Source organism: Nonomuraea rhizosphaerae, from assembly GCF_019396405.1.
GTDB lineage: Bacteria > Actinomycetota > Actinomycetes > Streptosporangiales > Streptosporangiaceae > Nonomuraea > Nonomuraea rhizosphaerae.
This window is the reverse complement of sequence record NZ_JAHKRL010000417.1, coordinates 1-25,940: the sequence shown is the minus strand read 5'-3', so window position 1 is coordinate 25,940 and position 25,940 is coordinate 1. Positions and strand designations below refer to the sequence as shown.

At 72.8% G+C, this 25,940-nt stretch carries 19 protein-coding genes; 6 read left to right on the top strand and 13 right to left on the bottom strand.

Translation table 11 applies throughout. The annotated features are described in order from the left end of the window. Positions 1 to 49: 49 nt before the first annotated feature. The 3 genes from KME77_RS21540 to KME77_RS21530 all read right to left on the bottom strand — a co-directional run bounded on the left by KME77_RS21540 (position 50) and on the right by KME77_RS21530 (position 5,396). A complete protein-coding gene (locus KME77_RS21540; RefSeq protein WP_219470553.1) occupies positions 50 to 2,935 on the bottom strand; it encodes a glycosyltransferase family 2 protein in 2,886 nt (961 codons plus the stop codon). 123 nt (positions 2,936 to 3,058) lie between these two features. Continuing rightward, positions 3,059 to 3,319: a WhiB family transcriptional regulator gene (locus KME77_RS21535; RefSeq protein WP_049564653.1), complete on the bottom strand. Its 261-nt coding sequence runs from the start codon at positions 3,317 to 3,319 to the stop codon at positions 3,059 to 3,061. A gap of 322 nt (positions 3,320 to 3,641) precedes the next feature. After that, entirely contained in the window at positions 3,642 to 5,396 is a 1,755-nt protein-coding gene (locus KME77_RS21530) for a hypothetical protein (protein WP_219470551.1), read from the bottom strand. 184 nt (positions 5,397 to 5,580) lie between these two features. On the opposite strand from KME77_RS21530, the gene cofD reads away from it, so the two are divergent. From cofD to KME77_RS21515, 3 genes are all read left to right on the top strand, one after another. Beyond that, positions 5,581 to 6,531, top strand: coding sequence for a 2-phospho-L-lactate transferase (gene cofD / locus KME77_RS21525; RefSeq protein WP_219470550.1), 951 nt, complete (start codon positions 5,581 to 5,583; stop codon positions 6,529 to 6,531). Beyond that, positions 6,528 to 7,841: a coenzyme F420-0:L-glutamate ligase gene (locus KME77_RS21520; protein ID WP_219470549.1), complete on the top strand. Its 1,314-nt coding sequence runs from the start codon at positions 6,528 to 6,530 to the stop codon at positions 7,839 to 7,841. Before cofD ends, KME77_RS21520 begins: the two co-directional genes overlap by 4 nt. A 176-nt stretch (positions 7,842 to 8,017) precedes the next feature. Then, positions 8,018 to 8,749, top strand: coding sequence for a lytic polysaccharide monooxygenase (locus tag KME77_RS21515; RefSeq protein ID WP_219470548.1), 732 nt, complete (start codon positions 8,018 to 8,020; stop codon positions 8,747 to 8,749). 41 nt (positions 8,750 to 8,790) lie between these two features. Here the strand turns inward: KME77_RS21515 and KME77_RS21510 are convergent, their stop codons facing one another. The 7 genes from KME77_RS21510 to KME77_RS21480 all read right to left on the bottom strand — a co-directional run bounded on the left by KME77_RS21510 (position 8,791) and on the right by KME77_RS21480 (position 18,518). Further along, entirely contained in the window at positions 8,791 to 10,539 is a 1,749-nt protein-coding gene (locus KME77_RS21510; protein ID WP_308250813.1) for a substrate-binding and VWA domain-containing protein, read from the bottom strand. Positions 10,540 to 10,618: 79 nt separating this feature from the next. Then, on the bottom strand, positions 10,619 to 13,225 hold the full coding sequence (locus KME77_RS21505) for a bifunctional FO biosynthesis protein CofGH (RefSeq protein WP_219470547.1): 2,607 nt from the start codon (positions 13,223 to 13,225) through the stop codon (positions 10,619 to 10,621). A gap of 49 nt (positions 13,226 to 13,274) precedes the next feature. Beyond that, entirely contained in the window at positions 13,275 to 14,168 is an 894-nt protein-coding gene (locus KME77_RS21500) for a DNA-3-methyladenine glycosylase family protein (protein WP_219470546.1), read from the bottom strand. A 13-nt stretch (positions 14,169 to 14,181) separates the two neighbouring features. Next, a complete protein-coding gene (manB, locus tag KME77_RS21495) occupies positions 14,182 to 15,261 on the bottom strand; it encodes a mannose-1-phosphate guanylyltransferase (protein ID WP_246610403.1) in 1,080 nt (359 codons plus the stop codon). A 35-nt stretch (positions 15,262 to 15,296) separates the two neighbouring features. After that, the gene (locus tag KME77_RS21490; protein ID WP_246610401.1) at positions 15,297 to 16,364 is read right to left on the bottom strand and encodes a glycosyltransferase family 4 protein; all 1,068 of its coding nucleotides are present in this window, start codon (positions 16,362 to 16,364) and stop codon (positions 15,297 to 15,299) included. Between the two features lie 145 nt (positions 16,365 to 16,509). Then, the gene (locus KME77_RS21485; protein ID WP_308250812.1) at positions 16,510 to 17,694 is read right to left on the bottom strand and encodes a lysylphosphatidylglycerol synthase transmembrane domain-containing protein; all 1,185 of its coding nucleotides are present in this window, start codon (positions 17,692 to 17,694) and stop codon (positions 16,510 to 16,512) included. Then, positions 17,691 to 18,518, bottom strand: coding sequence for a class I SAM-dependent methyltransferase (locus KME77_RS21480; protein ID WP_219470543.1), 828 nt, complete (start codon positions 18,516 to 18,518; stop codon positions 17,691 to 17,693). Before KME77_RS21480 ends, KME77_RS21485 begins: the two co-directional genes overlap by 4 nt. Before the next feature lie 95 nt (positions 18,519 to 18,613). Here KME77_RS21480 and KME77_RS21475 point away from each other — a divergent pair, with 95 nt between their 5' ends. The 3 genes from KME77_RS21475 to KME77_RS21465 are packed head-to-tail and all read left to right on the top strand — an operon-like array spanning position 18,614 to position 21,777. Then, positions 18,614 to 19,705: an SPFH domain-containing protein gene (locus KME77_RS21475; RefSeq protein WP_219470542.1), complete on the top strand. Its 1,092-nt coding sequence runs from the start codon at positions 18,614 to 18,616 to the stop codon at positions 19,703 to 19,705. Between the two features lie 20 nt (positions 19,706 to 19,725). Beyond that, positions 19,726 to 20,796 carry a TFIIB-type zinc ribbon-containing protein gene (locus KME77_RS21470; protein WP_219470541.1) on the top strand — a complete coding sequence of 357 codons (1,071 nt, stop codon included), beginning with the start codon at positions 19,726 to 19,728 and terminating at the stop codon, positions 20,794 to 20,796. Positions 20,797 to 20,805: 9 nt separating this feature from the next. Next, positions 20,806 to 21,777 carry a lysylphosphatidylglycerol synthase transmembrane domain-containing protein gene (locus KME77_RS21465; protein ID WP_219470540.1) on the top strand — a complete coding sequence of 324 codons (972 nt, stop codon included), beginning with the start codon at positions 20,806 to 20,808 and terminating at the stop codon, positions 21,775 to 21,777. Here the strand turns inward: KME77_RS21465 and KME77_RS21460 are convergent. The 3 genes from KME77_RS21460 to KME77_RS21450 form a co-directional block, all read right to left on the bottom strand. Beyond that, the gene (locus KME77_RS21460) at positions 21,678 to 22,739 is read right to left on the bottom strand and encodes a glycosyltransferase family 4 protein (RefSeq protein WP_219470539.1); all 1,062 of its coding nucleotides are present in this window, start codon (positions 22,737 to 22,739) and stop codon (positions 21,678 to 21,680) included. The two genes, KME77_RS21465 and KME77_RS21460, sit on opposite strands and share 100 nt — an antisense overlap. A 1-nt stretch (position 22,740) precedes the next feature. Then, positions 22,741 to 23,670 carry a glycosyltransferase family 2 protein gene (locus KME77_RS21455; RefSeq protein WP_219470538.1) on the bottom strand — a complete coding sequence of 310 codons (930 nt, stop codon included), beginning with the start codon at positions 23,668 to 23,670 and terminating at the stop codon, positions 22,741 to 22,743. A 48-nt stretch (positions 23,671 to 23,718) separates the two neighbouring features. Beyond that, a partial coding sequence (locus KME77_RS21450) for a hypothetical protein (RefSeq protein ID WP_308250811.1) occupies positions 23,719 to 25,940 on the bottom strand: 2,222 nt, incomplete at its 5' end.

The following is a 25,940-nucleotide window of genomic DNA, read 5'->3' as shown; positions in this document are numbered from 1 at the left end:
GGCTCGGGTTGGGGGGGTTTCCCGCGGCGGCCCGCGGCGCGGCGGCCGGTCATGAGGCGGCCGCCAGCACCGGTGCCGGCGCGTCCGCGCGCTCGGCGGCGGGTTCGCGTCTGCCGGGCGCGGCCAGCACCGCCACGAGCAGTGTCAGCGCCGCCTGCGTCCACAGCCACGGCCGGTGCAGCACGCTCTCCGGCTGCGCGACGACGGGCACGACCGGATCCAGCAGCCGCCACAGCCCGCCGGCGTCCGACAGGCTCAGCCGCACCAGGGCCGGCTCGGAGTCCAGCGCCTTGACCAGCTCCGGCCGGACCGGCGGGGCCACGGCGACCATCGCCACGCCGTGCTGGGCGAGCGTGGCGGCGTCCTTGCCGCCGCGCGCCCCGGCCAGCCCCTGAGCCGCCTGGGCGACCTTTCGCCGCGCGTCCGCCCCTTGCGCGTCCGGCCCCTGCCCGCTCGCCCGTTGCGCGTCCGGCCCCTCCGCGGCCGACCACCGCGTGCCCGCCACGGCGGGCAGCTCCGACTCACCGATCAGCGGCATGCGCCCGCTCAGCACCGTGAACCCCGACCCCTTGATCACCAGCGTCCGCTCGCCGTGCCGTGAGTGGAGCGCCGCCAGGGCCGGCATGACGTCCGGCGCGTCCCCCCGCAACGGCCCGCGCACCCCGGAGGCCACCCAGAACCCCGCCGCCAGCACCGGCGTGCTGAACGCCACCGCCACGACCAGCCAGGCCCCCAGCCTGCGCGGCCCGCCCGCAGCCCGGGACTCGGCCAGCCGGTGCGCGGTCAGCCCCACGAGCACGAGCAGCCCGGTCGCGGCGAACGCCAGCGGCACCCCCGGCCAGGCCCGCGCCCCGTCGACGCTCACCCGGCTGACCAGGATCGCCGCCAGCACCCCGTACACCGCCATGCCCCAGCCGATGGCCACGATGATCCGCTGCGCCCGCATGAGCAGCGCCGCCAGCGCGGCGGCGACGAGCCCGCCGGTCACCCAGTACGGCGGCATCCCGGGCCCGCCGGGGCTGAACCCGAGCAGCGACTCGGGCGCCAGCCCCTGGTCCACCAGGGAGACGTCGTGCAGCCCCGCCTCCAGCAGCAGCCTGCCGGGGTCGAGCACCAGCCCGGCCAGCCACGGGAACAGCAGCGCCACCGGCACCGCCAGGGCGATGGCCATCGAGGTCACCACGCCCCGGCGCACGCCCCCGTACGCCACGGCCGCCAGCACGCCGAGCACCGCGAACAGCGGGTACACCAGCGGCACGAACGCCGTCCCCACCGCCAGCAGCAGCCCGAGCCCCCAGCCCGCGCGCCGGGCGCGGCGGCGCTCGCCGGACAGCAGGTTCGTGGCGAGCGCGGCGTAGACGGGCAGCAGCACGAACACCACGGCCGTGCCGAGCCGTCCCGCCGCGATGGCCCCCGTCGCGACGGGCAGCAGCGCGTACGTGGCCGCCAGCCACACGCGGGCCAGCACGGAGGGGATGATCCGCCGGGTCGCCAGGTAGGCCGAGGCCCCGGCCAGCGGCACGCACCCGAGCAACAGCACGGAGACCGCCAGCCACGTCTTGCCGAACGCCAGGCTGGACAGGGCGGCCAGCACCGCGACGTGCGGCGGCGCCCAGTCCGTCGAGCCGAGCCCGATGGTGTGGTAGCCCTCGGTGTAGAAGCGCCAGAGGTCGTCCGCGCCGCCGCTGACGGGGACCAGCGCGCCGCCGCCGAGCCGTTCGCCGCCCAGCAGCGAGCGTTCGGCGACCAGGGTGATCACGGTGAGCGCGAGGACGAGCAGCACACCGGGGCGGCCGAGAAAGCGCTTGATCGCGCCGGTGTCCTCCGGCACCACCTCGTCGTCCTCGTCCGGGGCCAGGGACGCCTGGTGGTGCTGCCCCTCGGAGCCGACCGGCCCCTGCCCGGCCATGAAGCTCTGGACCATGTCGCTGAGCCGCCGGTAGGCCGCGCCCGGCGGCGTCAGCAGCGGCTTGGTCCGGGCGTACCCCTTCTTGCGGCCGTGGCGGCGGGCGCGACGCGCCTTCAGCAGCCTGATCGGGTGGACCAGGACCGAGCCGAGCGCGACCATCTCGTCCAGGGCGTTGGCGGGCTGCTTGCCGACCACGTACAGGAGCGTGCGCAGGAACGAGCCGAACACGTTGCGGACCAGCGCCCACGGCAGCGCGCGGAACGGCAGGTTCGCCATGACCACGAAGATCGCGTTGCGCCGGTCGAGCCGGCGCGGGTGGTCGCCGCTGACGGTGATGCGCCGCCGCCTGCGCGCCGCGGCCTCGGCGTGCCAGGCGACGGCGCTGGTGACGATCATCACGCGGTGGCCGGCGTTGCGCGCCCGCCAGCAGAGGTCCAGGTCGTCGCGGAACAGCGGGAAGAACGGGTCGAGCCCGCCGATCCGGTCCCAGACGTCGCGGCGGATCAGCATCCCGGCCGTGGAGACCGACATCGTCTCGCGCGTGCCGTCGTGCTGGCCCTGGTCGATCTCGCGCGGCTCCAGGCCGGTGTCCCTGCGGCCGGTGCGGTCCACGGTCACGCCCGCCTCGACCAGCCGCTTGCGGTCCAGCCAGTCGCGCAGTTTCGGTCCCAGCACCGCGGCCTTCGGGTTGCGGGCGGCCTCGTGCAGCAGCAGCTCCAGCGCGCGGCGGTCGGGCGCGCAGTCGTCGTGCAGCAGCCAGATCCACTCCTGCCGGTCGCCGGCCGGCAGCTTGTCCAGCACCTCGGCGACGGCCTCGCCGAACGAGGTCGAGCGCGGCAGTCGTAGGACGTTGCCGGAGCCGAGTGCGCTGGTCAGGACGTCGCCGGAGCCGTCCCTGCTGCCGTTGTCGGCGCCGACCAGGCAGTCCGGCGGGTGGCTCTGGGACAGCGCCGCCCGCAGCGTCTCCCCGAGCCAGCGCGCGCCGTCGTGCGCGACCACGATCGCGGTGACGAAGGGACGGGACATCGGGCGCGTCTCCTGCGGGGTGCGGCGAAGCCGGGTGGATCCCACGAATGGGGATCAAACGCGCCCACCATAATGCGAAAAAGGGTCACGCGGCATCCCGCGTGACCCTTTCGCCTGTATCTCTTAGACGGCCTGGCGCTTGATCCGTCGGCGTTCCCGCTCGGACAGCCCACCCCAGATGCCGAATCGCTCATCGTGTTCGAGTGCGTACTCCAGGCACTCGGCACGGACTTCGCACGATCGGCAGACCTTCTTGGCCTCTCGGGTAGAGCCGCCCTTCTCCGGGAAGAACGCCTCAGGATCAGTCTGCGCGCAGAGTGCGCGCTCCTGCCATCCGAGTTCTTCAGCGTCAAGCTGATCCTGTGCGATGACCAGATCGGTCACTGCACACCTCCCTGCCGCCCGCCCGCAATGGAGCCCCCCATGGAACGCCTTCCTTACTACCCACCCACAGGAAGGCGTAACAACATGGTTGTAATTACACGCGCGTGTCGCACGTGGCGTCAAGCGGCATGCCGCTATCCGGGGAAAGACCAGCTCTCGCCCCGGTGCGCATGGCATGTGGAGTTCGCACGCATGCCTCCGCCCTGGATCCACGGCTTTGGCCTGGTGTGCTTCAACGCTGTCAGCGGTCCGAACCGTAGCAGGGCGTCCTGGACGCCCGCCCGATGCCCACCTTCTCTCTGGCCGTGCTTTTAACGGTCCGTTACCTGCGTGGGTCGTTGGGGGTGTATATGGCGGTCGGGTCGATCGTGGCCTCTCCCGGCTGCTGATCGCCCAGCGCGTCACCGGGGTACATCGACTGGTCGAGCTTGATCGTCGACTCCCCCACGGGGTCGCCCCACTGCGGCTGTCCGGGCGGGGGCTGAGGGGCCTGGTGGTGGCCCTGGTAGGGCTGCGGCTCGTACTGGCCGGGCTGGGGCTCGTACTGCTGCTGGGAGCCGGGGAACGGCTGCTGCGGGTGGCCGAACGGGCCGTCGTACGGGGTGGCCTGCTGCTGCTGACTGGTGTAGTCGGGCACCCGCAGGTCGGGGCCCTGGCCGGGCGGCGGCGTCGTGTGCTGGTAGGTCTCGGCCTGCTGGTAGGCGTCCAGGAGCTGCTGGGAACGCGGGTCGACCGGGGGGTCGGGCTCCTGGTAGGCGTTCGGGGTGGCGTACTCGTGGCCGGAGTAGCCGGTGAACGGCTGGCCGCCCTGGGGCGGGGGCGGCGGCTGCTCGGCCGGGGCCCAGGGGTTCGGCTGGTGGTTCACCGGGGCGAACGGGTTGGGCGGGGTGTCGCCCGCCAGCGCGTACGGGCCGGCCGCCTGGGGCTCGGGCGTGTTGTACGGCTGGGAGAACGCACCGGCCTGCGGGTCCGGCGTGTTGTACGACTGCGAGAACGCGCCCGCCTGCGGCTCAGGGGTGTTGAAAGGCTGCGAGAACGCGCCCGCCTGCGGCTCGGGAGTGTTGTAAGGCTGCGAGAACGGGCCGGCCTGGGGCTCAGGGGTGTTGTACGGCTGGGAGAACGGGCTGGGCTGGCTGTCGGCCGGGACGTACGGGGCCGGCTGGTACTCCGGCTTCTGCTCGGCCTGGACGAGGGGCTCCGCGACGGGCTGGGCGGCCGAGGGGGGCTGCTGGGCGTAGGCGGCGGGCTGCTCCACCGGGGCGCCGCCGTAGCTCGGCGGCTGCTGGCCGTAGGCGGCCGGCTGCACGGGGGGCTGTGCGGGGGTCTGCCCAGGGGATTGCATCGGTGATTGCACCGGGGGCTGCGCGGCGGGCTGCTGGCCGTAAGGCGGCTGCTCAGGAGGCTGCTGACCGTAGGGGGGCTGGTCGGGAGCCTGCTGGGCGGCGAAGGCGGGCTGCTCGGCGGGAGGCTGCTGGTAGGGCGCGCTCGGCGGCTGCTGACCGTAACCGGGCTGCTGGCCGAAGTCGGGCTGCTGGCCGAACTGGCCGCTGGGGGGCTGCTGCCCGTATGGGCCCTGGGGGAAGGGCTGGCCGAAGCCCTGCGGCTGCGGTTGCGCGGCGGGACGGTCGGGGATGAGCTGCGGCAGCAGGTACACGAAGGCGAGCGCCGTCAGCGCCAGCGCCGGCACCCCTCTGAGCACGAACTCGATCGACAACCGGATGACGTTGTCGCCGAGGACCCCGAGCACCAGCGTGATCGCCCCGAACACCGTGGCGAGCGCGAGCACCGCCCCGGACCCGTACGCCATCGCCCTGGCCTGTGGCGACGGCGGCCCGACCTTGGTCAGCAACAGGACGGCGCCCAGCAGGAGGGCCGTGGTGACCGGGTTGGTGAAGTTGCCGAAGTTGGCGAAGGCGCGCTCAGCGAACGTCATGACCGAGCCGCCCGTCGTGCCGGACGAGCCGACCACGACCCTGCCGATGGACACGAGGATGTTCGTCGCGCCCGCGGCGAGCATGAGCCAGGCGGCAGGCTCCCGCAGCCGGGCTACGTCGAGTTTGCTCACAACTACCCCCATCGAACCACCCTTGTACCCCGATGGAGTGTGCCACATTGCCCCGACAGTATGCGGGTGTCCCAGCAACCTCTTACATGCCGTACGTGCCCCTTGGTCACTATTTGCTGGGGTTTCTCCGCCCGAAGCGTTGTAAAGCTGACTCCCGGGACAGGCCGTGTCGCAGGCCGGTGCAAGACTGGGCCGCATGCACGCGGCAGAGAGAATAGTGTCCCTCGCGGGCGGCATCGGCGGCGCCCGCTTCCTGCGTGGTCTGCGGGCGACCGCCCCCGACTCGCAGATCACCGTGATCGGCAACACCGGTGACGACATCACCCTGTTCGGGCTGCGCGTCTGCCCCGACCTCGACACCGTCATGTACACCCTGGGCGGCGGCATCGACGAGGAGCAGGGCTGGGGCCGCGCCAAGGAGTCGCACGCGGTCAAGGAGGAGCTGGCCGCGTACGGGGTCGAGCCGCAGTGGTTCGGGCTGGGCGACCGCGACTTCGCCACGCACATCGTCCGGTCGCAGATGCTGGAGGCCGGCTACCCGCTGTCGCAGATCACCGAGGCGCTGTGCGCCCGCTGGCAGCCCGGCGTGCGGCTGCTGCCGATGAGCGACGACCGCTGCGAGACGCACGTGGTGATCACCGACGAGCGCGGGCGGCGGGCGATCCACTTCCAGGAGTGGTGGGTGCGCCTGCGCGCCTCCGTGCCCGCCGAGTCGATCGCGCTGGTCGGGGTGGAGACGGCCAAGCCCGCGCCCGGTGTGCTGGAGGCGATCGAGGAGGCCGACGTGGTGATCCTGCCGCCGTCCAACCCGGTGGTGAGCATCGGGACGATCCTCCAGGTTCCCGGCGTCCGGGCGGCGCTGGAGGCCAAGACCGTGGTGGGCGTCTCGCCGATCATCGGCGGCGCGCCGGTGCGCGGCATGGCCGACGCCTGCCTGACCGCGATCGGCGTCGGGACGAGCGCCCAGGCGGTGCTCGGCCTGTACGGGGCGGAGCTGGTCGACGGCTGGCTGGTGGCCGAGGAGGACTCCGGCGTGGCGCTCGACGGCGTCACGGTGCGCGCCCGGCCGTTGATCATGCATGACGCGGACGCGGCGGCGGACATCGCCCGCGCCGCCCTCGACCTGGCCCTGGAGCTGGCCCGATGACGCCGCCACCGCCGACCGCTCCCCCCGGGCCGGAAAGCGCCCCGGCCGGCCGCGTCGAGGTGTTCGGTGTCACCGGGATCGGCGAGGTGCGGCCGGGTGACGACATCGCCGTGCTGCTGGCCGGCGCCGACCTGCGCGACGGCGACATCGTCGTCGTCACCTCGAAGATCGTCAGCAAGGCGGAGGGCCGCGTCCGGCGCGCCCCCGACCGCCAGGCGGCCATCGCCGACGAGACCGTGCGCGTGGTGGCCAGGCGCGGCGACACCGTCATCTCGCAGACCCGCCACGGCTTCGTCATGGCCGCCGCCGGGGTCGACGCCTCCAACACCGAGCCCGGCACGGTCCTGCTGCTGCCCGAGGACAGCGACGCCTCGGCCCGCCGCATCAGGGCGGGGCTGGCCGCGAAGGTGGGAGTGATCGTCTCCGACACGTTCGGGCGGCCGTGGCGTCACGGGCTGACCGACGTGGCCATCGGCGCGGCGGGCGTGACCCCGCTCGACGACCTGCGCGGCGGCGTCGACACGCACGGCAACCCGCTCAACGCCACCGTGACCGCCCTGGCCGACGAGATCGCGGCGGCGGCCGAGCTGGTCAAGGGCAAGCTCGCGGGCGTCCCGGTCGCCGTGGTGCGCGGCCTGTCCCACCTGGTGACCTCCGACGACGGGCCGGGCGTGCGGCCGCTGATCCGGCCCGCCGACGAGGACATGTTCCGGTACGGCTCGCGCGACGTCGTGTTCGCCCGCCGGACGATCAGGGAGTTCTCCGGCGAGCCGGTGGATCCGGCGGCGGTGCGCAGGGCGGTGGCGGCCGGCATCGCCGCCCCGGCGCCGCACCACACGACCCCGTGGCGGTTCGTGCTGGTCGAGTCGGCCGGGACGAGGACGAAGCTGCTCGACGCCATGCGCGAGGCGTGGGTCGCCGACCTGCGCGGCGACGGGTTCACCGAGGAGTCGATCGCCAAGCGGGTGCGGCGCGGTGACGTGCTGCGCGACGCGCCGTACCTGGTGGTGCCGTGCCTGGTGATGGAGGGCTCGCACACCTACCGCGACGACCGGCGCAACGCGTCGGAGCGGGAGATGTTCGTCGTCGCGGCGGGGGCCGGGGTGGAGAACTTCCTCGTCCAGCTCGCGGTCGAGGGGCTGGGCTCGGCCTGGGTGTCGTCCACGATGTTCTGCCGCCCGGTGGTGCGCGAGGTGCTCGACCTGCCGGACTCCTGGGACCCGATGGGCTGCGTCGCCGTGGGCCACGCCGCGGCCCCGCCCCGCGACCGACCGCCCCGCGACCCGGCCGACTTCACCGTCACCCGCTGACGCGCCACCCAGCGCGCGCCACCCCCTGGAGCGTCACCCAGCGCGCCACCCCACTGGCGCGCGCCACCCCGTCGACGTGCGTCGGCGGGGTGGCTGACAGTCTGTCAACAGGCATTTACTGTTAATAAGGTTTCCTTTACATTTGATGCATCCCCCCATGTAAAGGAGCCCATCCCATGAGAAGGCTGCTCACGGTCTTAACCATGGCGGTGATCACCGTCGCCACGACCATGTACGTCGCCGAGCCCGCCATGGCCCACGGCTGGATCAACTCCCCGCCCAGCCGCCAGGCGTTCTGCGCCCAGGGCAAGGTGCCGAACTGCGGCGACATCATCTACGAGCCGCAGAGCGTGGAAGGCCCCAAGGGCGTGCGCAACTGCCACGGCAACGTGGGCCGTTTCGCCCAGCTCAGCGACGAGAGCAAGCCCTGGCCGGTCACGTCGGTCGGCAACACGGTGACCTTCAACTGGACGCTCACCGCCCGACACGCCACCAGCACCTGGGAGTACTACATCGGCAGCAACCTGGTGAAGTCGTTCAACGACGGCGGCAGGCAGCCCGGCGCGACCGTCTCCCACCCGGTGACCTTCTCCGGCTACAGCGGCCGGCAGAAGGTCCTGGCCGTCTGGAACATCGCCGACACCCCCAACGCCTTCTACGCCTGCGTGGACCTGAACTTCGGCGGCGGCACCGGCAACCCGACCCCCACGCCCACCCCGACGCCGACCCCCACCCCGACGCCCACGCCGACCCCGACCGTCCCGGGCGGCACCTGGGCGCCGAACGTGTCGTACGCGGTGGGCGCGAGCGTCACCTACGCGGGCCTGTCCTACCGCTGCATCCAGGCGCACACCTCGCTCTCCGGCTGGGAGCCGCCGAACGTGCCCGCCCTCTGGCAGCGCGTGTGACCCGTTCAGGATGAGGTGCCGAGCCGGCCACCTGGACGGACTCAGGTGGTCGGCTTGCAGGTGGGGTGGCACAGGCGGCGGGCCAGCGCCGCGAGGAAGACGTCGATGATCTCGTCGGGCTGCTGGGCGACGTGCAGGGAGCCGTTCGTGGCCGAGGCGATCTCGGCCAGGCTCGGCCGGTCGATCCCGGTGCCGAAGGCGATGATGACGATCTGGACGGGCCGGTTGGGGTCCCACCTGTCGTGCAGCTTCCTGAGCAGCTCCGCCTGCGTGGCGCCGCGGCCGTCGTCCCTGCCCGAGGTGATGACGAGGAGGGTGTTGTTCATCTCCTCGCGGTAGCCGCGCTCGACCTCGGCGAAGCCGTTGGCGATGGTGTCGTACAGCGAGCTGTCGCGGCCGGGGTGGGCGGTGATCGTGGTGGTGAGCTGGTCGAGCACGCTCCTGCGGATGATCTGCCCGCTCTCGGGCCGGGTGATCGGCCCCAGCCCGACCCGCTGCTGGTAGCCCTTGCCCCCGCCCAGCCCGTCGGCGAACTCCCACATCCCCATGTACGTGGAGTCGGGGAAGAGCTGCAGCCCGATCTTGGCCGCCGACAGCGCGACGCCGAGACGGGTGGCGTTCTTGAGCTTGTCGGCCATGTGCTTGGAGGTGTCGGCCAGCACCAGGATGTTGGTCGGCGGGGCCAGCCTGCTCCACGCCTGGAGCGCGTTGTCGATGTCCTCCGGCGACACCGACGGCCTGGTCCTCGGGGCGCCGGACGGGATCTCCGGGCCGGGCGAGATCGGGCCCTGCGAGCCGTCGCCGGAGTGGAACCCGGCCCGCCGTACCAGCTCCTGGGCCTCGGCGCCGCGCAGCCAGTCGGCGAACAGCGTGGACGCCTCCGCCACCGTCGGGTCGGTGGCGGTGACGACGTACGGGTAGTCGAGGTTGATCGTGCCCTCGCGCGGGTGCAGCGCGACGACCGGGTCCGCGGCGGGCGGCTGGTTGTGCGTCCACACCGACTGCTCGGGCACGATCACCACCGGCCGCTTCCATAACGCGTGGTCGTCCACGGCGGCCAGCATCGAGCGGTAGTCGGGGGCCGAGCCCGCCTGCGCCCAGCGGACGAACGCGGTCAGCGCCTTGTCGGCCTCCGGCCCGTTCCCGACGACGTCCCTGGCGGCGGCGACCGTGGCGATGCCCGCTCCGGCCAGGGACGGGTCCGGCACGCGGACAATGTCCGGCTCGTTGGCGTTGGGCGTGAGCCGGCCGCGCACGGTCGAGGGGAAGACCATCCGCCAGTTCATCTCCGTCTTGCCCACGGAGAAGCGCTGCGCCAGCGACTGCCGGGTGGCGAACACCAGCGGCGACGTCGCCACCACGCTCTCCCCCGTGGGCAGCGCGTTCGCGCCCTGCTTGCGGGCCAGCCGGATCCAGGCGGAGGAGTCGGCGATCCAGCCGTCCGGCCGCTCGCGCAAGATCCCCGCCCGGTCGCCGATCAGCGTGCGCAGCACGGTGGCCGGGGGCTGCTCGGTGACCTGGATGAGCACGCAGCGCGCGCCGACGGTGTGCCGGGCGTCGTTGAACTTCCCGGCCGCCTCCATCGCCACCGGCGCCACGTCCACCGCCGCCGCCACGCTGACCAGAACAGGCTCTCGTGTGGAGCACAGCGCACCGCCGCCGCCGAAGATCACGACCACGCCGGCGGCCACGATGGCGACCGCCGCCGCCCCGGCCAGCACGCCACGCCGTAGCGCCTTCCTGCGGCGCTGCTCGACGGGCAGCGCTGCGCGGTGTCGACCCAGCCGCACGGTGCACCTCTCTCCAGGGGACTGCGATTCTCCCAGCGCCGCCCACGACTGACGCAAGAGTCGGTAGAACTTGTTATATCTAAGCCAGCGGCAGCACCCGCCTGACGCTCCGGCATACGCCGTCGCTCGCCGCCGACGCGGCCAGCCGCCCGGCGTCCGGGACGCCGTACCCGGTGGTGCGCTGCCGCACCGGGCGGCCGGTCCGCTCGACCATCGCGCGCAGCTCGCTGATCGTCTTGTACGAGCCGTTCTCCGACCCGGCCATGCGGCTGATCGTCTCCTCCATCAGCGTCCCGCCGAGGTCGTTGACGCCACCCTGGAGCACCTGGTGGCACAGGTCGTCCTGGAGCTTGACCCACGAGCACTGGATGTTGCCGATGGCGCCGTGCAGCAGGATCCTGGCCAGCGCGTGCACGGCCCGGTTCTCCCGCGCGGTCGGCCCCGGCCGGGCCACGCCGGCGAGGTAGATCGGCGCGCTGGTGTGCACGAACGGCAGCAGCACGAACTCCGAGAACCCGCCCGTCTCCTCCTGCAGCCGCCTGATCAGCTTGATGTGCCTGACCCAGTGCAGGTGGGTGTCCACGTGGCCGTACATCATCGTGGACGTTGTCGGGAGGCCCACCCGGTGCGCGGTGGTGATGACGTCGATCCACTCCCTGGTCGGCAGCTTGCCCTTGGTGAGCACCCACCGGACGTCGTCGTCGAGGATCTCCGCCGCCGTGCCCGGCAGCGAGTCCACCCCGGCCTCCTTCGCCGCGTGCAGCCAGTCCTCGATCGAGAGGTTCGTCCGGCTCGCCCCGTTGATGACCTCCATCGGGGAGAACGCGTGCACGTGCATGTCCGGCGTCCTGGCCTTCACCGCCCTGGCGATGTCGAAGTAGGCGGTGCCGGGCAGGTCCGGGTGGATGCCGCCCTGCATGCACACCTCGGTCGCCCCGGCCGCCCACGCCTCCTCCGCCCGGTCGGCCACCTGGTCCAGGCTCAGCGTGTACGCGTCGGCGTCGGTCCTGCGCTGGGCGAACGCGCAGAACCGGCAGCCGGTGTAGCAGACGTTGGTGAAGTTGATGTTCCGGTTGACGACGTACGTGACGTCGTCGCCGGCCACCTGCCGGCGCAGCTCGTCGGCGATGCGGGCCAGCTCGTCCAGCGCCTCCCCCTCGGCCGACAGCAACGCCACGGCCTGCGCCTCCGTCAGCCCGGCCGGATCCGCCTCGGCCTGCTTCAGCGCCTCCCGCACCTCGCTGTGCACGGGCCGCCCTCCCGGCGCCGGTGCGGCGAGAACCCCATCGGAGGAGTCCGGCGCAACGTGTGCGGCGGGATCCAGTCGTTCGCGCAGAGCGTCCCAGTCGCCGTAGACGTGGTCGAAGTCGTCGCGCCGGTCGTGCGTGCGCCCGGTCGTGTCGACCTCGACGTGCAGGTCCGTACGCCCGGCCGTGGCGAACCCGCCGTCGGGCTCCTGCCAGGGGCGGCCCTCCAGGACCGCGTCCGCGCGGGCCAGGCCGGTGTCCGGGTCGGCCAGGGCCCGGACGTGGGCGATCAGGCGGGGGTCGAGCCAGGGCTCCCCGGCCAGCACATATTCCGGATATATCGTCAGACGTTCCTTGAGCTGGAAGCCGGACTCTCCCGTACGGGCCGCGAGGTCGTCGATCTGCGGCCACGGCCGCTCGGGGTTGACGTGGTCGGGCGTGAGGGGCGACACCCCGCCCCAGTCGTCGATCCCGGCCCGGATCATCAGCTCGTACTCGGAGTCCACCAGGTTGGGCGGCGCCTGCAGCCGCACCCGCGGCCCCAGCACCAGCCGCGCCACGGCGATGGTGGCGGCCAACTCCTGCAGGTCGGCGTCGGGCAGGCCGCGCATGGCGGTGTCGGGCTTGGCGCGGAAGTTCTGGACGATCACCTCCTGGACGCCGCCGTACTCCCGCGCCACGCGGCGGATCGCGAAGATCGACTCGGCGCGGTCCTCGACGGTCTCGCCGATGCCGATCAGGATGCCCGTCGTGAACGGCACGTTCGTCCGCCCGGCGTCCTCCAGCACCCGCAGCCGCACCGCCGGGTCCTTGTCCGGCGACCCGTAGTGCGGCTGCCCCTTCTCCTCGAACAGCCGCCGCGACGTCGTCTCCAGCATCATCCCCATCGACGGCGCGACCGGCTTGAGCCGCTGCAGGTCGCGCCAGGTCAGCACGCCGGGGTTCAGGTGCGGCAGCAGGCCGGTCTCCTCCAGCACCCGGATCGCCATGGCGCGCACGTACGAGAGCGTGTCGTCGTAGCCGTGCGCGTCGAGCCACTCGCGGGCCTGGTGCCAGCGGTCCTCGGGCCGGTCCCCCAGCGTGAACAGCGCCTCCTTGCAGCCCATCGCCGCCCCCTGCCGGGCGATCTCCAGCACTTCGTCGGGGCTGAGGAAGGGCGCGTCCAGCTTGTGGGGCGCTGTCGCGAACGTGCAGTAACCACAGCGATCCCTGCACAACCGGGTCAGCGGGATGAACACCTTCCTGCTGTAGGTGATGATCCCCTTCCTGCCGACGGCTTCCAGTCCGGCGTCCCGTACGCGGGAGGCGTGTTCGAGCAACGTGTCGAGGTGCTCACCGCGGGCGTGCAGCAGCACGGCCGCCTCGGTGACGTCCAGGGCCTTGCCGTCGCGGGCCCGTGCGAGCGCACGGCGGAGCGCGGATTCACTGACGAGACTCATACCGGCACACTACGACGGGCTGAGTTCACCCCCCGCACTCAGGGTCGGGTCAAATTGTCCGGTAATCCCGCACCGGCGCCCTCGGCCCGCGCGCGGGCGGGCGCAGGCCCGTGAGCCACACCAGGACGGAGGCGCGGTGGCGATGCCCCTTGTACGGCTCCAGCAGCCGCAGCATGCCCGCGTCGTCGGTCTTCTCCCCGGTCAGCGCGTAGCCGACCAGCTTGGCCAGGTGGTAGTCGCCCACGCTGATCGCGTCGGGGTCGCCGAAGACCCGCTGCCGCACCTCGGCCGACGTCCACACCCCGACGCCCGGCAGCGCGCGCAGCAGCCGGTCGAGCTCCTCGCTGGTGGCGGCGGCCTCCAGCTTGTCGGCGTGCCAGGCGGCGGTGGCGATCGTCCTGGCGCGCACCATCTCGGCGCCCGCCTTGTGCCAGTGCCAGGTCGGCACCTCACGCCACACGGCCGCCTCAGGCACGACCCGCATCCCGTCGGGGGCGGGCCCCGGAGCGGGCTCGCCGTAGCGGTACAGGAGCCACTTCCAGGCCCGCCACGCCTCCCTGGCGACGACCTTCTGCTCCAGCACGGCCGGCACCAGGGCCTCCATGACCCGGCCGGTCCTGCCGATGAGCGGCCCCGCGTGCTTCCTGGCGACGTCCTGCAGCACGGCGTGCCGCACGCTGAACCCCGACAGGTCGTCGTCGGCCCCGAGCATGCCGGGCAGCGCCTCCAGCAGCCACCGCGCGCCCGGCCCCCACGCCTGAGCGTGCACGGCGCCCGCCCGCACGCTCACGCGCAGGGTGCCGGGCCCCTCAGGGGTCCTGCACGTGCGCCAGACCGCCCCGTCACGCGTGGCGCGGAACGCCGGGTCACCCGCGCCGCGCCGATGGGGGTGCAGGAGCAACCCCACGTCCAGCGGCCCGCCGGGGACCCAGACGCGCTCCACCGCCCGGAACCGCTCAGACGTCGCTCGAATAGCGGACCGCGCACTCCGGCAGCTCGATGCCAGGCCACACGCGCACCCCCGCCTGGAGCTCGTTGCCGGCGCCCACCACGGCGCCGTCGCCGACCACCGCGTCGCACACGACCGCGCCCGCGCACACGCGCGCGCCCCGGCCGACCACGGAGTCGGTGATCGTGGCGCCCGCGTGGATCACGCAGTCGTCGCTCAGCACGCTGCCGGTCACCGAGGCGCCCGCCTCGACGACCGCGCGGGCGCCGACCGTGGAGCCGCCGTGCACCTTGGCCTCCGGCGAGACCCGCGCGCCGTCGAGCGCCAGGTACTCGCCCGTCGGGCCGGGCAGCGCGGGCGACTCCAGGCGGCCGAGCACCAGGTCGCGCGAGCCCTGCACGAAGGCGGCGGGCGTGCCGACGTCCAGCCAGTACGTGCGGTCGGCGTACCCCAGCACCGGCTCGCCGGCCTCGATCAGCCCCGGGAACGTCTGCCGCTCCACCGACACGACCTCACCCTGAGGGATCGAGTCGATGACCGACCGGGTGAAGACGTAGCACCCGGCGTTGATCCGGTTCGTCACCGGATTGGGGGTCTTCTCCAGGAACGCCGTCACCCGTCCCTCGTCGTCGGTCGGCACGCAGCCGAACCTGGAGGGATCGTCCACCTCGGTCAAATGGAGCGTTACAGCGGCGGATCCGCGCTGGTGAGTGCGGATCTGAGCGCCTATGTCATGGCCGGAGAGGATGTCGCCGTTGAGTATGAGCACCGGGTCGCCCGGAGCGCAGGTCAGCGCCTCGGCGGCGTTGCGGATCGCGCCGCCCGTGCCGAGCGGCGTCTCCTCCGTCATGTAGTCGAGCGTGAGCCCGAACGCGGAGCCGTCACCGAAGACCGGCTCGAACATGGACGCCTTGTACGAGGTCGCGAACACGATGCGGCGGACCCCGTACGAACGGGCGCGGGCGAGCTGGTGCGCCAGGAACGGCACCCCCGCGGTCGGCAGCAGCGGCTTGGGCGTGCCCAGCGTCAGCGGACGCAGGCGAGTGCCCTGCCCTCCGACCAGGAGGATCGCCTCTAGGGCCGGCAAAGAGCTCTCCATCACTCGGTGAGAGTACCTAATAACTATTCGATCGCGCGTTGGTACGAGTGAAGGTGCGCCTCGACCGATGCCTCCCAGGTGAACTCGCGCGCCCTGGCCAGCCCCGCCTCCCGCAGCTGCCGCCTGCGCTCGGGCGAGGCGAGCAACTGGCCGAGCGCGGCGGAGATGCTCTCGACGTCCGGCTCGGTGTAGGCGACCGCGTCGCCGCCCACCTCCGGCAGCGAGGTGCGGTGGGTGGTCAGCACCGGCGCGCCGCAGGCCATCGCCTCCAGCACCGGCAGCCCGAACCCCTCTCCGCGCGACGGGAACGCCACGACCAGCGCCCCGCCCAGGAAGCCGGGCAGGTCGGGGATGCGCAGGTAGCCCGGCCGCACCACCTTGACCGTCGCCTCGACCTCGCGGCAGGCCGCGTCCACGTCGTCCTCGTGCAGGCCGCCGCCCAGGACCAGCGCGGGCGGGTCGTCCAGGCTCTTGACGGCCATGGCGAAGCCGCGGATGAGGTTCGGAACGTTCTTACGGGGGTCCAGCGCGCCCAGGAAGGCCACGTACGGGCGGCCGTGCAGACCGCACCTGCTGACCGCCCGCACCAGCTCGGCCTCGTCCGGCGGATGGAAGAGCTTCTGGTCGACGCCGTGGTAGGCGACGTCGATGCGGGTCGGGTCGGCGGCGAGCACGCGGATCAGCTCGTCCCTCGTCGCCTTCGAGGGCACGATCACGCGGGCGGCGTGCCGGACGGACGTGCGGGTGGCGGACCTGAAGAACGACGCCTTGACCGCGCTGTGCTGCTCGGGCTCGGTGAACCAGGTGACGTCGTGCACGGTCGCCACCGTCGGTATGCCCGCCCTGAGCGGGATCGAGTAGTAAGGCGCGTGGATGACCTGCGCCCCCGCCTGGCGGGCGAGCAGCGGCACGCCGGTCTGCTCCCAGGCGATCCTGGCCGCTCGGTTGGTGATCGCGACAGGGCCCGGCATGATCCGGGCCGAGGGCGCGAGCCGCCCGTAGCGGTCGGCGTCGGCCCGCTGGCAGACGACCGCGATGTCGGCGCCGGCCCGATGGAGCCCGGCGACGAGCCCGTCCACATATCTGATCAACGCGCCACGGTCCGCGGGGACCGCCGCTGCGTCAACGAGCACTCGAGGCATTACGTAGATCTTCTCCCCTCAAGATCAACGTGGGATCTGTCGTCCCCCTCTTGGGTTCAGCCTATGACCAACCTCCCCTAAATCGTGGGCCAAATCACACCGAGTCGCGACGAGCTGCGATTCCCGCCGTCGCGGCGCAGATCAGGTCACCGACAACGATGACAATTCGCGACGAAAGCGCCACGGCGAGAGCCGGCCCGGAGGGCATGACCGGCGACAACACGCCCACCATGACCACTTCACGCACACCCGCTCCCGCGGGCACCACGAACGACATGATGCCCAGGGACCACGACAGCGCGAAGGCGCCGATCGCGAAGATCAGCCCGCCCTGCGGGGAGATGAAGTAGAGGTGCGCCCCGTACGCGATCCACCCCGCCAGCGCCCACCCGAGGGCGGTCAGCATGCCGCGGCGGGTGAGCGGGCGTTCGAGCGGCTCGCGCCCCAGCCTGCGCAGCCCGAACCCGATCAGCCCGTTGATCACCTTCGGCTCCAGCAGCACCAGCAGGACCGGCGCCAGGAGCAGCAGCCAGCCGAACCGCTCCCAGCCCAGAGTGACCGCCGTGACGAGCAGGCCGCTGGCCAGCTGGATCGGCATCATCAGGAAGAACGCCGCCGCGCTGCGCGGGCGCGGGACGCCCAGGTCGCGGCCCATCTCCATCTGCGCCAGCACCGGCCAGACGGCGCCCGGGATGTACTTGCCGAGCTGGCCGACGAAGAACACCTTGGCCGCCGGGCGCAGCGGCAGCCGCGAACCGAGGTCGGCCAGGAGGGTGCGCCAGGTGAGCATGGCGCCCAGGAGCGCGGCCACCACGCCGAGCAGGGAACCGGCCAGGGACTGCCAGCTCAGGCGGGCAAAACCGGCTGCCACCTCGTCCCACTGGGAGGCGACGGCCCAGACGCCGAAGCCCAGGGCGACGGCGAGGAAGGTCAGGCGGACGGCCTTCTTGACCCACGACCGGCTCCCCTTGCCGCCTCGGGGGGCATCGCTTGCCCGCTCGGGCTGGGGGCCCTCGTGAGAAAGAGGAGGGCCGGCCTCGGGGAGGCCAGCCTCCAGACGGTCGGTCGCGGGGCGGTCGCCCTCCGGGCGGTCGGTCGCGGAGGGGTCGGTCGCGGGGCGAGCACCCTCCGCACGGGCGGCCTCCGCACGGGCGGCCTCGGGGTGGGTGGCGTCCAGATGGTCGGTTCGGGGGGGCCTCGGGCTGGGGTCGGGTTCGCCGGACTGTGGCGACGGTACGGCCCCGTGCGGGGAGGGGGTGGCGGGGTGGCGGGGGTTCACAGGGGGCGGACCCGTTCCGGGGGTTGCGGGAGCGCGGGCCCGGCCGGCCGGCGGGGCGTCTTGGTGGCGACCCACAGATACGTCGGCACGACCGGCAGCAGCAGCCGCAGCACCGCCCGGGGCGTACGGGCCAGCACCGCCTGGACGGCCCGTCCGACGGCCCCGGGGAACAGCTCGGACCCGGCGAAGCGCGTCGGCGTCGCCAGCACCGGGAAGGTGTAGTCCCACACGTGGAAGGCCCGCAGCATCCGCCGCAGCCCCCGGCGCGTGCGGAAGCGCTCGTAGTAGTGGTCGGCCCGCCCGAAGGCGCGCACGTAGCGGTCGGCCGGCCCGGCGGGCAGGTACGACAGGAACGGCAGCTTGTAGTGCGGCTCCATCACCCCGAGCCGGTTGCCCAGCCCCAGGTAGAGGGCCCCGTCGTCGGACAGCACCCGGCGCATCTCGGCCACCACGGCGTCGGGGTCGACCACGTGCTCGTAGATGTGGTTGAACACCAGCACGTCCACCGACCCGTCGGGGAACGGCAGCGCGGTGCCGTCGCCGCACACGAACGCCACCCGCGCCCCGAACCGGTCGGCGGCCTTGCGCAGCCCCGGCACGTCGATGTCGATGCCCAGCGTGTGCCCGGCCCCGGCGGCGGCCAGCTCGTCGGCGATGAACCCGGCCGAGCAGCCCACGTCGCCGACGGTCAGCCCGTCGAGCGGCCCGTGGAAGTGCTCCAGCACCGCGATGATCTTCGCGGCCTTGCGCCGGCGCTTGTCCTCGTCGAGCATCGCCGACTGGAACTCGGAGTACTCCAGCTGTGCGACCCGTTCCTTACCCACGCCGCCCAACAGTACCCGCGTCAGAAGTGCCCCTGCCTGCCGAAGCGCTTTGGTACGGTTCTCGCCTCGTGACATATCGGACAGACGGGGAAGACATGACGCTCTTCGACAAGATCCGGGGCGAGTTCATCGACATCGTCGAATGGCTGGACTCCAGCCGCGACACGATCGTCTGGCGCTTCCCCCGCCACGACAACGAGATCAAGATGGGCGCCAGGCTCGTCGTGCGCGAGTCACAGGTGGCCGTGTTCGTCAACGAGGGCCAGATCGCCGACGCCTTCCCGCCCGGCACGTACACCCTTGAGACGCAGAACCTGCCGATCCTCTCGACGCTGAAGGGCTGGAAGTACGGCTTCCACTCGCCGTTCAAGGCCGAGGTGTACTTCGTCAGCACCCGTCAGTTCACCGACTTCAAGTGGGGCACGCAGAATCCCGTCATCGTCCGCGACCCGGAGTTCGGCCCGGTGCGGCTGCGCGCGTTCGGGGCGTACTCGGTGCGCGTGATCGACGGCCGCAAGCTGCTGGTGGAGCTGGCCGGGACGGACGGGCAGTTCCGCACCGAGGAGGTCGAGGGCTACCTGCGGCAGATGGTCGTGGGCCGGCTGGCCAGCGCCCTGGCCACGGCGAACGCCTCGGTGCTCGACATGGCCGCCAACCAGTACGAGATGGGCCGCACGATGGCCGAGGTGCTGACGGCGGACATGGCGGGCTCCGGCCTGGCGGTCCCGAGCTTCACGTTCGAGAACATCTCGCTGCCGCCCGAGGTCGAGCGGGCGCTCGACAAGCGCACCCAGATGGGGATCGTCGGCGACCTGGGCCAGTACACGCGCTTCCAGGCGGCCAACGCGCTGGAGAACGCGGGCGGCGCCGGCGAGGGCATGGGGCTCGGCATGGGCATCGCCGCCGGCCAGCAGATGGCCGCGGCCCTCTCCCCCCAGCAGCCCCAGCAGCCCCAGCAGCCGCAGCAGCAGCAGGGGCCGCCGCCGCTCCCGCAGCGTCAGTGGTTCATCGGCGTCGACGGTGAGCGCCGCGGCCCGCTCGACCAGAACGGGCTCGCGCAGGCCGGCCTTGTCCCCACGTCGCTGGTGTGGAAGGCCGGGATGGCCCAGTGGACGATGGCGCGCGACGTCCCCGAGCTGGCGCACCTGCTCGCCCCGACCCCGCCGCCGCTGCCCCCGGCCGCCTGAAGCCCGAAAAGGATCCTCCCGTGACCGCCCCCACCCAGGCCACGCACCCGTGCGGCGGCTGCGGCGCGAGTGTCGCCTTCGCGCCCGGCACGACCGTCCTGCGCTGCCCGTACTGCGGCTTCGAGCAGCCCGTCGCCGCTCCGGCGAGGGCGGTGCGCGAGCACTCGTACGACGCCTTCCTCGCCAAGCCCCGCGTACGGGCGGTGGCCCCGCACCAGTTCGCCTGCCCGGGCTGCCACGCGCGCACGGAGAGCGACGCGATCTCGAAGCTGTGCCAGTTCTGCGGCACCGCGCTGGTCGCCGACACCACGGGGGACGCGCAGATCGCGCCGGAGGCGGTGCTGCCGTTCGCGCTGGACCGGGGCCGCGCCCGCGAGAGCCTGCGGGGCTGGGTGCGCAGCCGCTGGTTCGCGCCGAACCGCCTCAAGAAGGTCTCCGAGGCGGAGTCGCTGAAGAGCACGTACCTGCCCCACTGGACGTACGACGCGGGCACCACCTCCGACTACAGCGGCCAGCGCGGCGAGCACTACTGGGTGACCGAGACCTACACCGAGAACGGCCAGACCAAGACGCGGCAGGTGCGCAGGACCCGCTGGTACTCCGCCCACGGCACGGTCTCGCGCGACTTCGACGACGTGCTGGTGGGCGCCACGCGGCAGGTCGACAGGGAGCGGCTGGACAAGCTGGAGCCGTGGCCGCTCAAGAGCGCGGTGGCCTTCCACCCGCACTACGTGACCGGTCACCACAGCCTGCGGTACGACACCGAGCCGCAGAGCGGCCTGGAGGAGGCCAAGGGCCGCATGGCGAAGGTCATCGACGGCGACGTGCGCCGCGACATCGGCGGCGACGAGCAGCGGGTGCACGACGTCCGGACCCACTACACGAACGTCACGTTCAAGCTGATGCTGCTGCCGGTGTGGATCGGCTGCTACCTGTTCGGCGGCAAGACGTTCCAGGTGCTCATCAACGGGGTCAGCGGCGAGGTGCACGGCGACCGGCCGTACAGCGCGGTCAAGATCACTCTCACCGTGCTGGCCGCCGTGGCGCTGGTCGCCCTGGTGGTCTGGATAATCATGGTCAACCGCACTTAGCCTTGGCAGATGCTCCGTCGCCTGCTGCGCGTCGTCCTGGCACTGGTCGCGCTCGGTTTTCTCGGGTACGGCCTGGCCAGGAACTGGGGTGAGACGACCACGGCCGTGGCGGCACTGTCGCCGCCGGCGCTGCTGGGGGCGTTCGCGGCCGTGCTGGCCGGGCAGTTCTGCATGCTGCTCGCCTGGCGGCGGGTGCTGGCCGGGCTCGGGTCGCCGCTGCCGCTGCGGGTGACCGGGCGGATCATGTTCGTCGGGCAGCTCGGCAAGTACATCCCGGGCTCGGTGTGGGCCTACGCCGCGATGATGGATCTTGGGCGCGACCACGGCAGCCCGCCGCGCCGCACGTTCGCGTGCATCTCGCTGTCGCTGGTGATCAACCTGGGGGTGGCGATCTCGATCGCCGCCGCGACGCTGGCCACGCGGCAGGTCGTGCGGGAGGCCCTGCGGGAGGCATGGTACCTGCTGCTGCTCGTCCCGGTGATCGTGGTGTGCCTGCACCCGAAGGTGCTCACCTGGGGCCTCAACCTGGCCCTGCGGGCCGCCCGCAGGGAGCCGCTGGAGAGCGTGCTGCCGGGCCGCACCGTGCTGGTGGCGACGACCTGGACGACGCTCGGCTGGTTCGTGTACGGCCTGCACACATGGCTGCTGTCGGGCCGGTGGGACCTCTACGTGATCGCCACCGGCGCGTACGCGTTCGCCTGGGCCACCGGGCTGCTGACCTTCGTCGTGCCCGCCGGGGTGGGGGTGCGCGAGGGCGCGATGGTCCTCGTGCTGACGCCGCTGACCGGCACCGGCCCGGCCCTGGCGGTGGCGGTGCTGTCGCGGGTGGCGTTCACGCTGGCCGACCTCGTGCTGGCCGGGGTCTCGTTCCTGCTGGGGCGTCAGGCGCCGAGCAGGGCGGAGGTGTACGAGGACCAGAACGGCTCCGGGTCGACCGCCTTGACGCCCGACCGCAACCGCTCGGGCTCGCCCGGCGCGTAGAAGCGGGTCAGCGCCCGCTTGAGCGCCTCGACGTCGCCGGGCTCGACCAGCAGCCCGTCCACGCCGTCGGTCACGTGGTCGGCCAGCGCGCCGACGCGCGTGGCGATCACCGGCACGCCGTGCTCGTGGCCGAGCCAGACGTTCTGGCTGGCGGTGGCGTTGCGATAGGGCAGCACGAGCGCGTCGGCGTTGGCGAACAGGCCGGGCACGTCCTCGGCCGCCACGTACCCGGGCCGCAGCTCCACCCGGTCGCCGATCCTCAGCCGCTCGACCAGCGCCTTGGTGTCGTCCAGGCCGCCCCAGAACTCGCCCGCCACGGTCAGCCCGATCCCCTCGGGCAGGGCGCGCAGCAGCAGGTCGAGCCCCTTGTACGGGCGCACGATGCCGAAGAACAGCAGTCTGCGGCGCACCTGTTCGGAGCGCTCGGCGGTGGTCGAGGGCAGGTGCGGCGGCAACGCGGCCACGCTCACCGGCCTGTCGGCCAGGGACGCCGCCAGCGACGCCTGCTGGTCGGAGTGCGTCAGCACCGCGTCGACCCGGTTGAGCAGCGCCTTCACCAGCGGCCTGTCGTACGGCTTGTGCTCGTGCGGCAGCACGTTGTGGCACAGGGCGACGGTCCTGGCCCGGTGGCGCAGGCCGTACAGGACGCCGAGGTAGGCCGGGACCTGCACCGGGCTCAGGACGGCCAGGACCACCAGGTCGGCGCCGCGCAGCCGGCGCCCGCAGGCCACCCAGCCGGCCGGGTTGCGCCAGTCGAGCCGGCGGTGCGTGCGGGGGTAGGGGGTGCCCTCGGGCGCGGAGATCGTCTGCTGCCCGGGGTACAGGAACGCCGGGTACTGGGCCCGCCACGACTCGATCACCACGTCGTGGCCGAGCGCGGAGAGCCGGTGCGCCAGCTCGGTGGTGTGCTGCGCCCCGCCCCCCTTGTACGGATACGTGGGGCCGATGATGGCGATGCGCACGCTATTCGCCCCGGGACCGGACGATCAGGTCGGCCAGCAGCGCCACGGAGCCGATGAGCATCCCGGACAGGAAGATCATGACGGTGTTGGCGGGGAAGTAGAACGGGTGCTGGATCATGTCCCAGACGCCCTTGACGAACCCGATCGCCACCAGCCACAACGCGGGCGGCATGAGCACCTTGAGCGGGTTGAAGTACATGATCATCCGCAGCACCTGGAGGATGTAGCGGTAGGCGTCGGACACGAAGCTGAACTTCGACTTGCCCGCCCGCTTCGCGTAGTCGATCGGCAGGTAGTAGACGTCGTGCTGGTTCGACAGGAACGACAGCGTGATCGTCGTGACGCAGGAGAACCCGGGCGGCAGCAGCCGCAGGTAGGGCTTGGCCACCGTCCTGCGGAAGGCCCGCAGCCCGGAGTTGAGGTCGGGGATCTTCTGCCCGGCCAGCTTCTCGGCCACCTTGCGGATCACCCACTTGGCCGGGACGCGCAGCAGCTTGTGCGAGCCCTCCTCGGAGGTGCGGGCGCCGACGACCATGTCGATCGTCTGGTCCTTCTCCAGGAGCTGGACCAGCTCGGGGATGCGCTCGTTGGGGTAGGTCATGTCGGCGTCGGTCCAGACGACGATCTCGCCCCTGGCCTCCTGCGAGCCGATGCGGCGCACGGTGCCCGCCCCGCCGTTGCGGTGGAAGGCGCGGATGCGCAGGCTCTCGAACCTCGGCGCGGCCTCGCGCAGCCTGGCCAGCGTCTCGTCGGTCGAGCAGTCGTCGACGGCGACCAGCTCGTAGGTGTAGCCGCTGGAGTCCATCGCCTTGGTGATGCGCTCCACCTCGTCGATGACGTGGTCCTGCTCGTTGTAGCAGGGCAGGACGATCGTGACGTAGGGCGGCTCTTCCACGGCGGTTCCACTCTGGGGGGTCTCAAGCGTGCTCACACGCGTCGAGGGTACTCTGCCCAGCCGGGAGCCGAGTCCACATCGGCCTCAGGCCAGGGCCATCCAGACGTTGATCAGCAGCCTCCAGGTGCCGTTCGGGGCGTCCACCAGAGCGCGCTCGTCCTGTCGGGCGACCAGGGCCATGACCTGCGACGCGGCACCGTACGGGGCCACCTGGGAACCCTCCGCGCCCAGCACCACCGGCACCCGTCCGGCGGCCCTGATCCGGTCGGCCAACCGGCGCACATCCGGCTCCGGCGCGGTGTCCTGTCCTTCGGCGTGGCGCACCTGGGCGGTCGGCCGTTCGCACATGCCGCGCACGACCTGGGTGAACCGGTCGCCCGTCACCCGCTCGACGATCAGCACGGAGGCGTCGCGCGGGATGCGCGCGCACATCGCCTCCACCGCCGCCCGCTCTCCGCGCCCGACCGGCGTGAACGCGGTCCCGATGGAGGTGACGACCGGCGGCGCCAGGAGCAGCGCCACCCCGGCCCCGGCCACCCACCGCCGGGCCCTCGGGCCCGCGAGCCGCCGCGAAGGACCTTCTATCGACCCCGCGAGCCGCCGCAAGCGCCCGTCCTTCGCCCCCGCGAGCCGCCACAGGCGCCCGTCCCGCCGGCCCGCCTGATCGCGCAGCCACCCGAGCCCCTGGACGGCCAGCAGGATCATCCCCGGGATCACCACCGGCACCAGCCGCCGCGCCGCCCACGGCTGGTCGGGCGTGATCTCCGGCCGCACCAGCGTCGTCACCGTCGTCCACCCCACGACGGCCAGCGGCAGCAGCCACTCGGCCGCCCCGCCGCGCAGCAGCCGCCGCGTCAGCACCGCCGCCGCGACGGTCGCCAGGACGAACGCGGGCAGCCCGACGTACCAGATCACCCAGTGCGACGACAGCTCGAAGTAGAGCCGGGTGCCGTCCACGGGCAGCCCGTCGGCCCGCTGCGTCTGCTCGATGAACGTGGCGGTCAGCCGGTCCTCCGGCGTCGCCGGCACCCGCCGTACGGTCTGCAGCCACGGCCGTACGGCCAGCCCCGCCATGACCAGCACCACCGCCCACGCCCCCAGCCCGGGCAGCCATCGCGGCATCCGGAGCCTCGCCAGCCGGGGCGCGGCGACCGTCTTGGCGAGCGTCAGCAGCAGCACGGCGGCGCAGACGAGCAGCAGCGGCTGCAACGACCGTGACAGGTAGTCCAGGTACGGTCGCGACAGCACGTACGCCGCCATCACCCCCAGCCCCGCCCCCAGGCCAAGCCCGAGCAGCATCGGCGCCCCGGCCACGCCATGCGGCCCGCGCAGCCGCCGCATGGCGACCAGCCATCCGGCGTACGCCAGCACCGGCAGCACGTCCCGCAGCCCGTCGATCCGCACCAGCACGGCCAGCCCGAACACCAGCCCCGCCAAGGCCCCCGGCACCGGCGAGCGGTCACCGGTCCGCGCGAGGGCGTCGTACGTCAGCGCCAGCCCGCCGAACAGCAGCACCAGCGACGGGATCTCGCTGAACGTGGTCCGCGACGTGTACAGGATCGGCAGGCTCACCGCGAACGCCAGCGCCGCCACCGGCGCCCACCGCCCGCCGGCCAGCCGCCCCGCGACGCCGCCCACCGTGAGCACCGCCAGCGCCCCCAGGACCGCAGGCGTCACCAGCAGCCCCCCTGCCCACTCCCCCAGCGCGTACAGCAGCGGCGGCCCCGGCATGAACTGCGGCACCACCGCCCCGCCGGCCTCGTAGAACCCGACGCTGCCGAAGGCCAGCGCCGGATCGGCCCCGCCGAACGCCTCCGCCCGGGCCGCGATCGGCAGCGAGCCGTGCCGGGCCAGCCAGACGGCGTACTCCGCGTACGTGGCGGGGTCGCGCCTGACGATCAGCTGCTCGCTGTGCATGACCGCGTTGAACACCCCGGACCCGACGGCGACGGCCACCACCCCGGCGACCTGCCACGGCCCGGCCCCGGCCACCTCGGCGGCCCGCCGCGCGCCGAACCGGCACAGCGCCCCGGCGGCCGCCACCCCCAGCACCAGCGCGGGCACCGGCCGGAACCACCCGGCCATCAGCAGCGGCAACGCGGCCAGCAGCCACCCGGCCACCGCCAGGGCAGGCGCCACCGAGACCACGGCGAGCACCCGGCCCGCCGACGGCCTGCGTGTCGGATCCAGCCAGGCGAGCCCCATCGGTGATCGCGAGCGTACCCAACCCGGCGGCGAGCGGGCGGCCCCCACCGCGTGCGCGGCCGGGCGGCCCCACCGCGTGCGACCCCGGGCGCGCGGGCGGG

Excerpts from the sequence above, each read along its gene's own strand:
- KME77_RS21515 (WP_219470548.1), top strand. The coding sequence starts at position 8,018 with ATGAGAAGGCTGCTCACGGTCTTAACCATGGCGGTGATCACCGTCGCC.
- KME77_RS21520 (WP_219470549.1), top strand. The coding sequence starts at position 6,528 with ATGACGCCGCCACCGCCGACCGCTCCCCCCGGGCCGGAAAGCGCCCCG.
- KME77_RS21475 (WP_219470542.1), top strand. The coding sequence starts at position 18,614 with ATGACGCTCTTCGACAAGATCCGGGGCGAGTTCATCGACATCGTCGAA.
- KME77_RS21540 (WP_219470553.1), bottom strand. The coding sequence starts at position 2,935 with ATGTCCCGTCCCTTCGTCACCGCGATCGTGGTCGCGCACGACGGCGCG.
- KME77_RS21505 (WP_219470547.1), bottom strand. The coding sequence starts at position 13,225 with ATGAGTCTCGTCAGTGAATCCGCGCTCCGCCGTGCGCTCGCACGGGCC.
- KME77_RS21465 (WP_219470540.1), top strand. The coding sequence starts at position 20,806 with ATGCTCCGTCGCCTGCTGCGCGTCGTCCTGGCACTGGTCGCGCTCGGT.
- cofD (WP_219470550.1), top strand. The coding sequence starts at position 5,581 with ATGCACGCGGCAGAGAGAATAGTGTCCCTCGCGGGCGGCATCGGCGGC.
- KME77_RS21530 (WP_219470551.1), bottom strand. The coding sequence starts at position 5,396 with ATGGGGGTAGTTGTGAGCAAACTCGACGTAGCCCGGCTGCGGGAGCCT.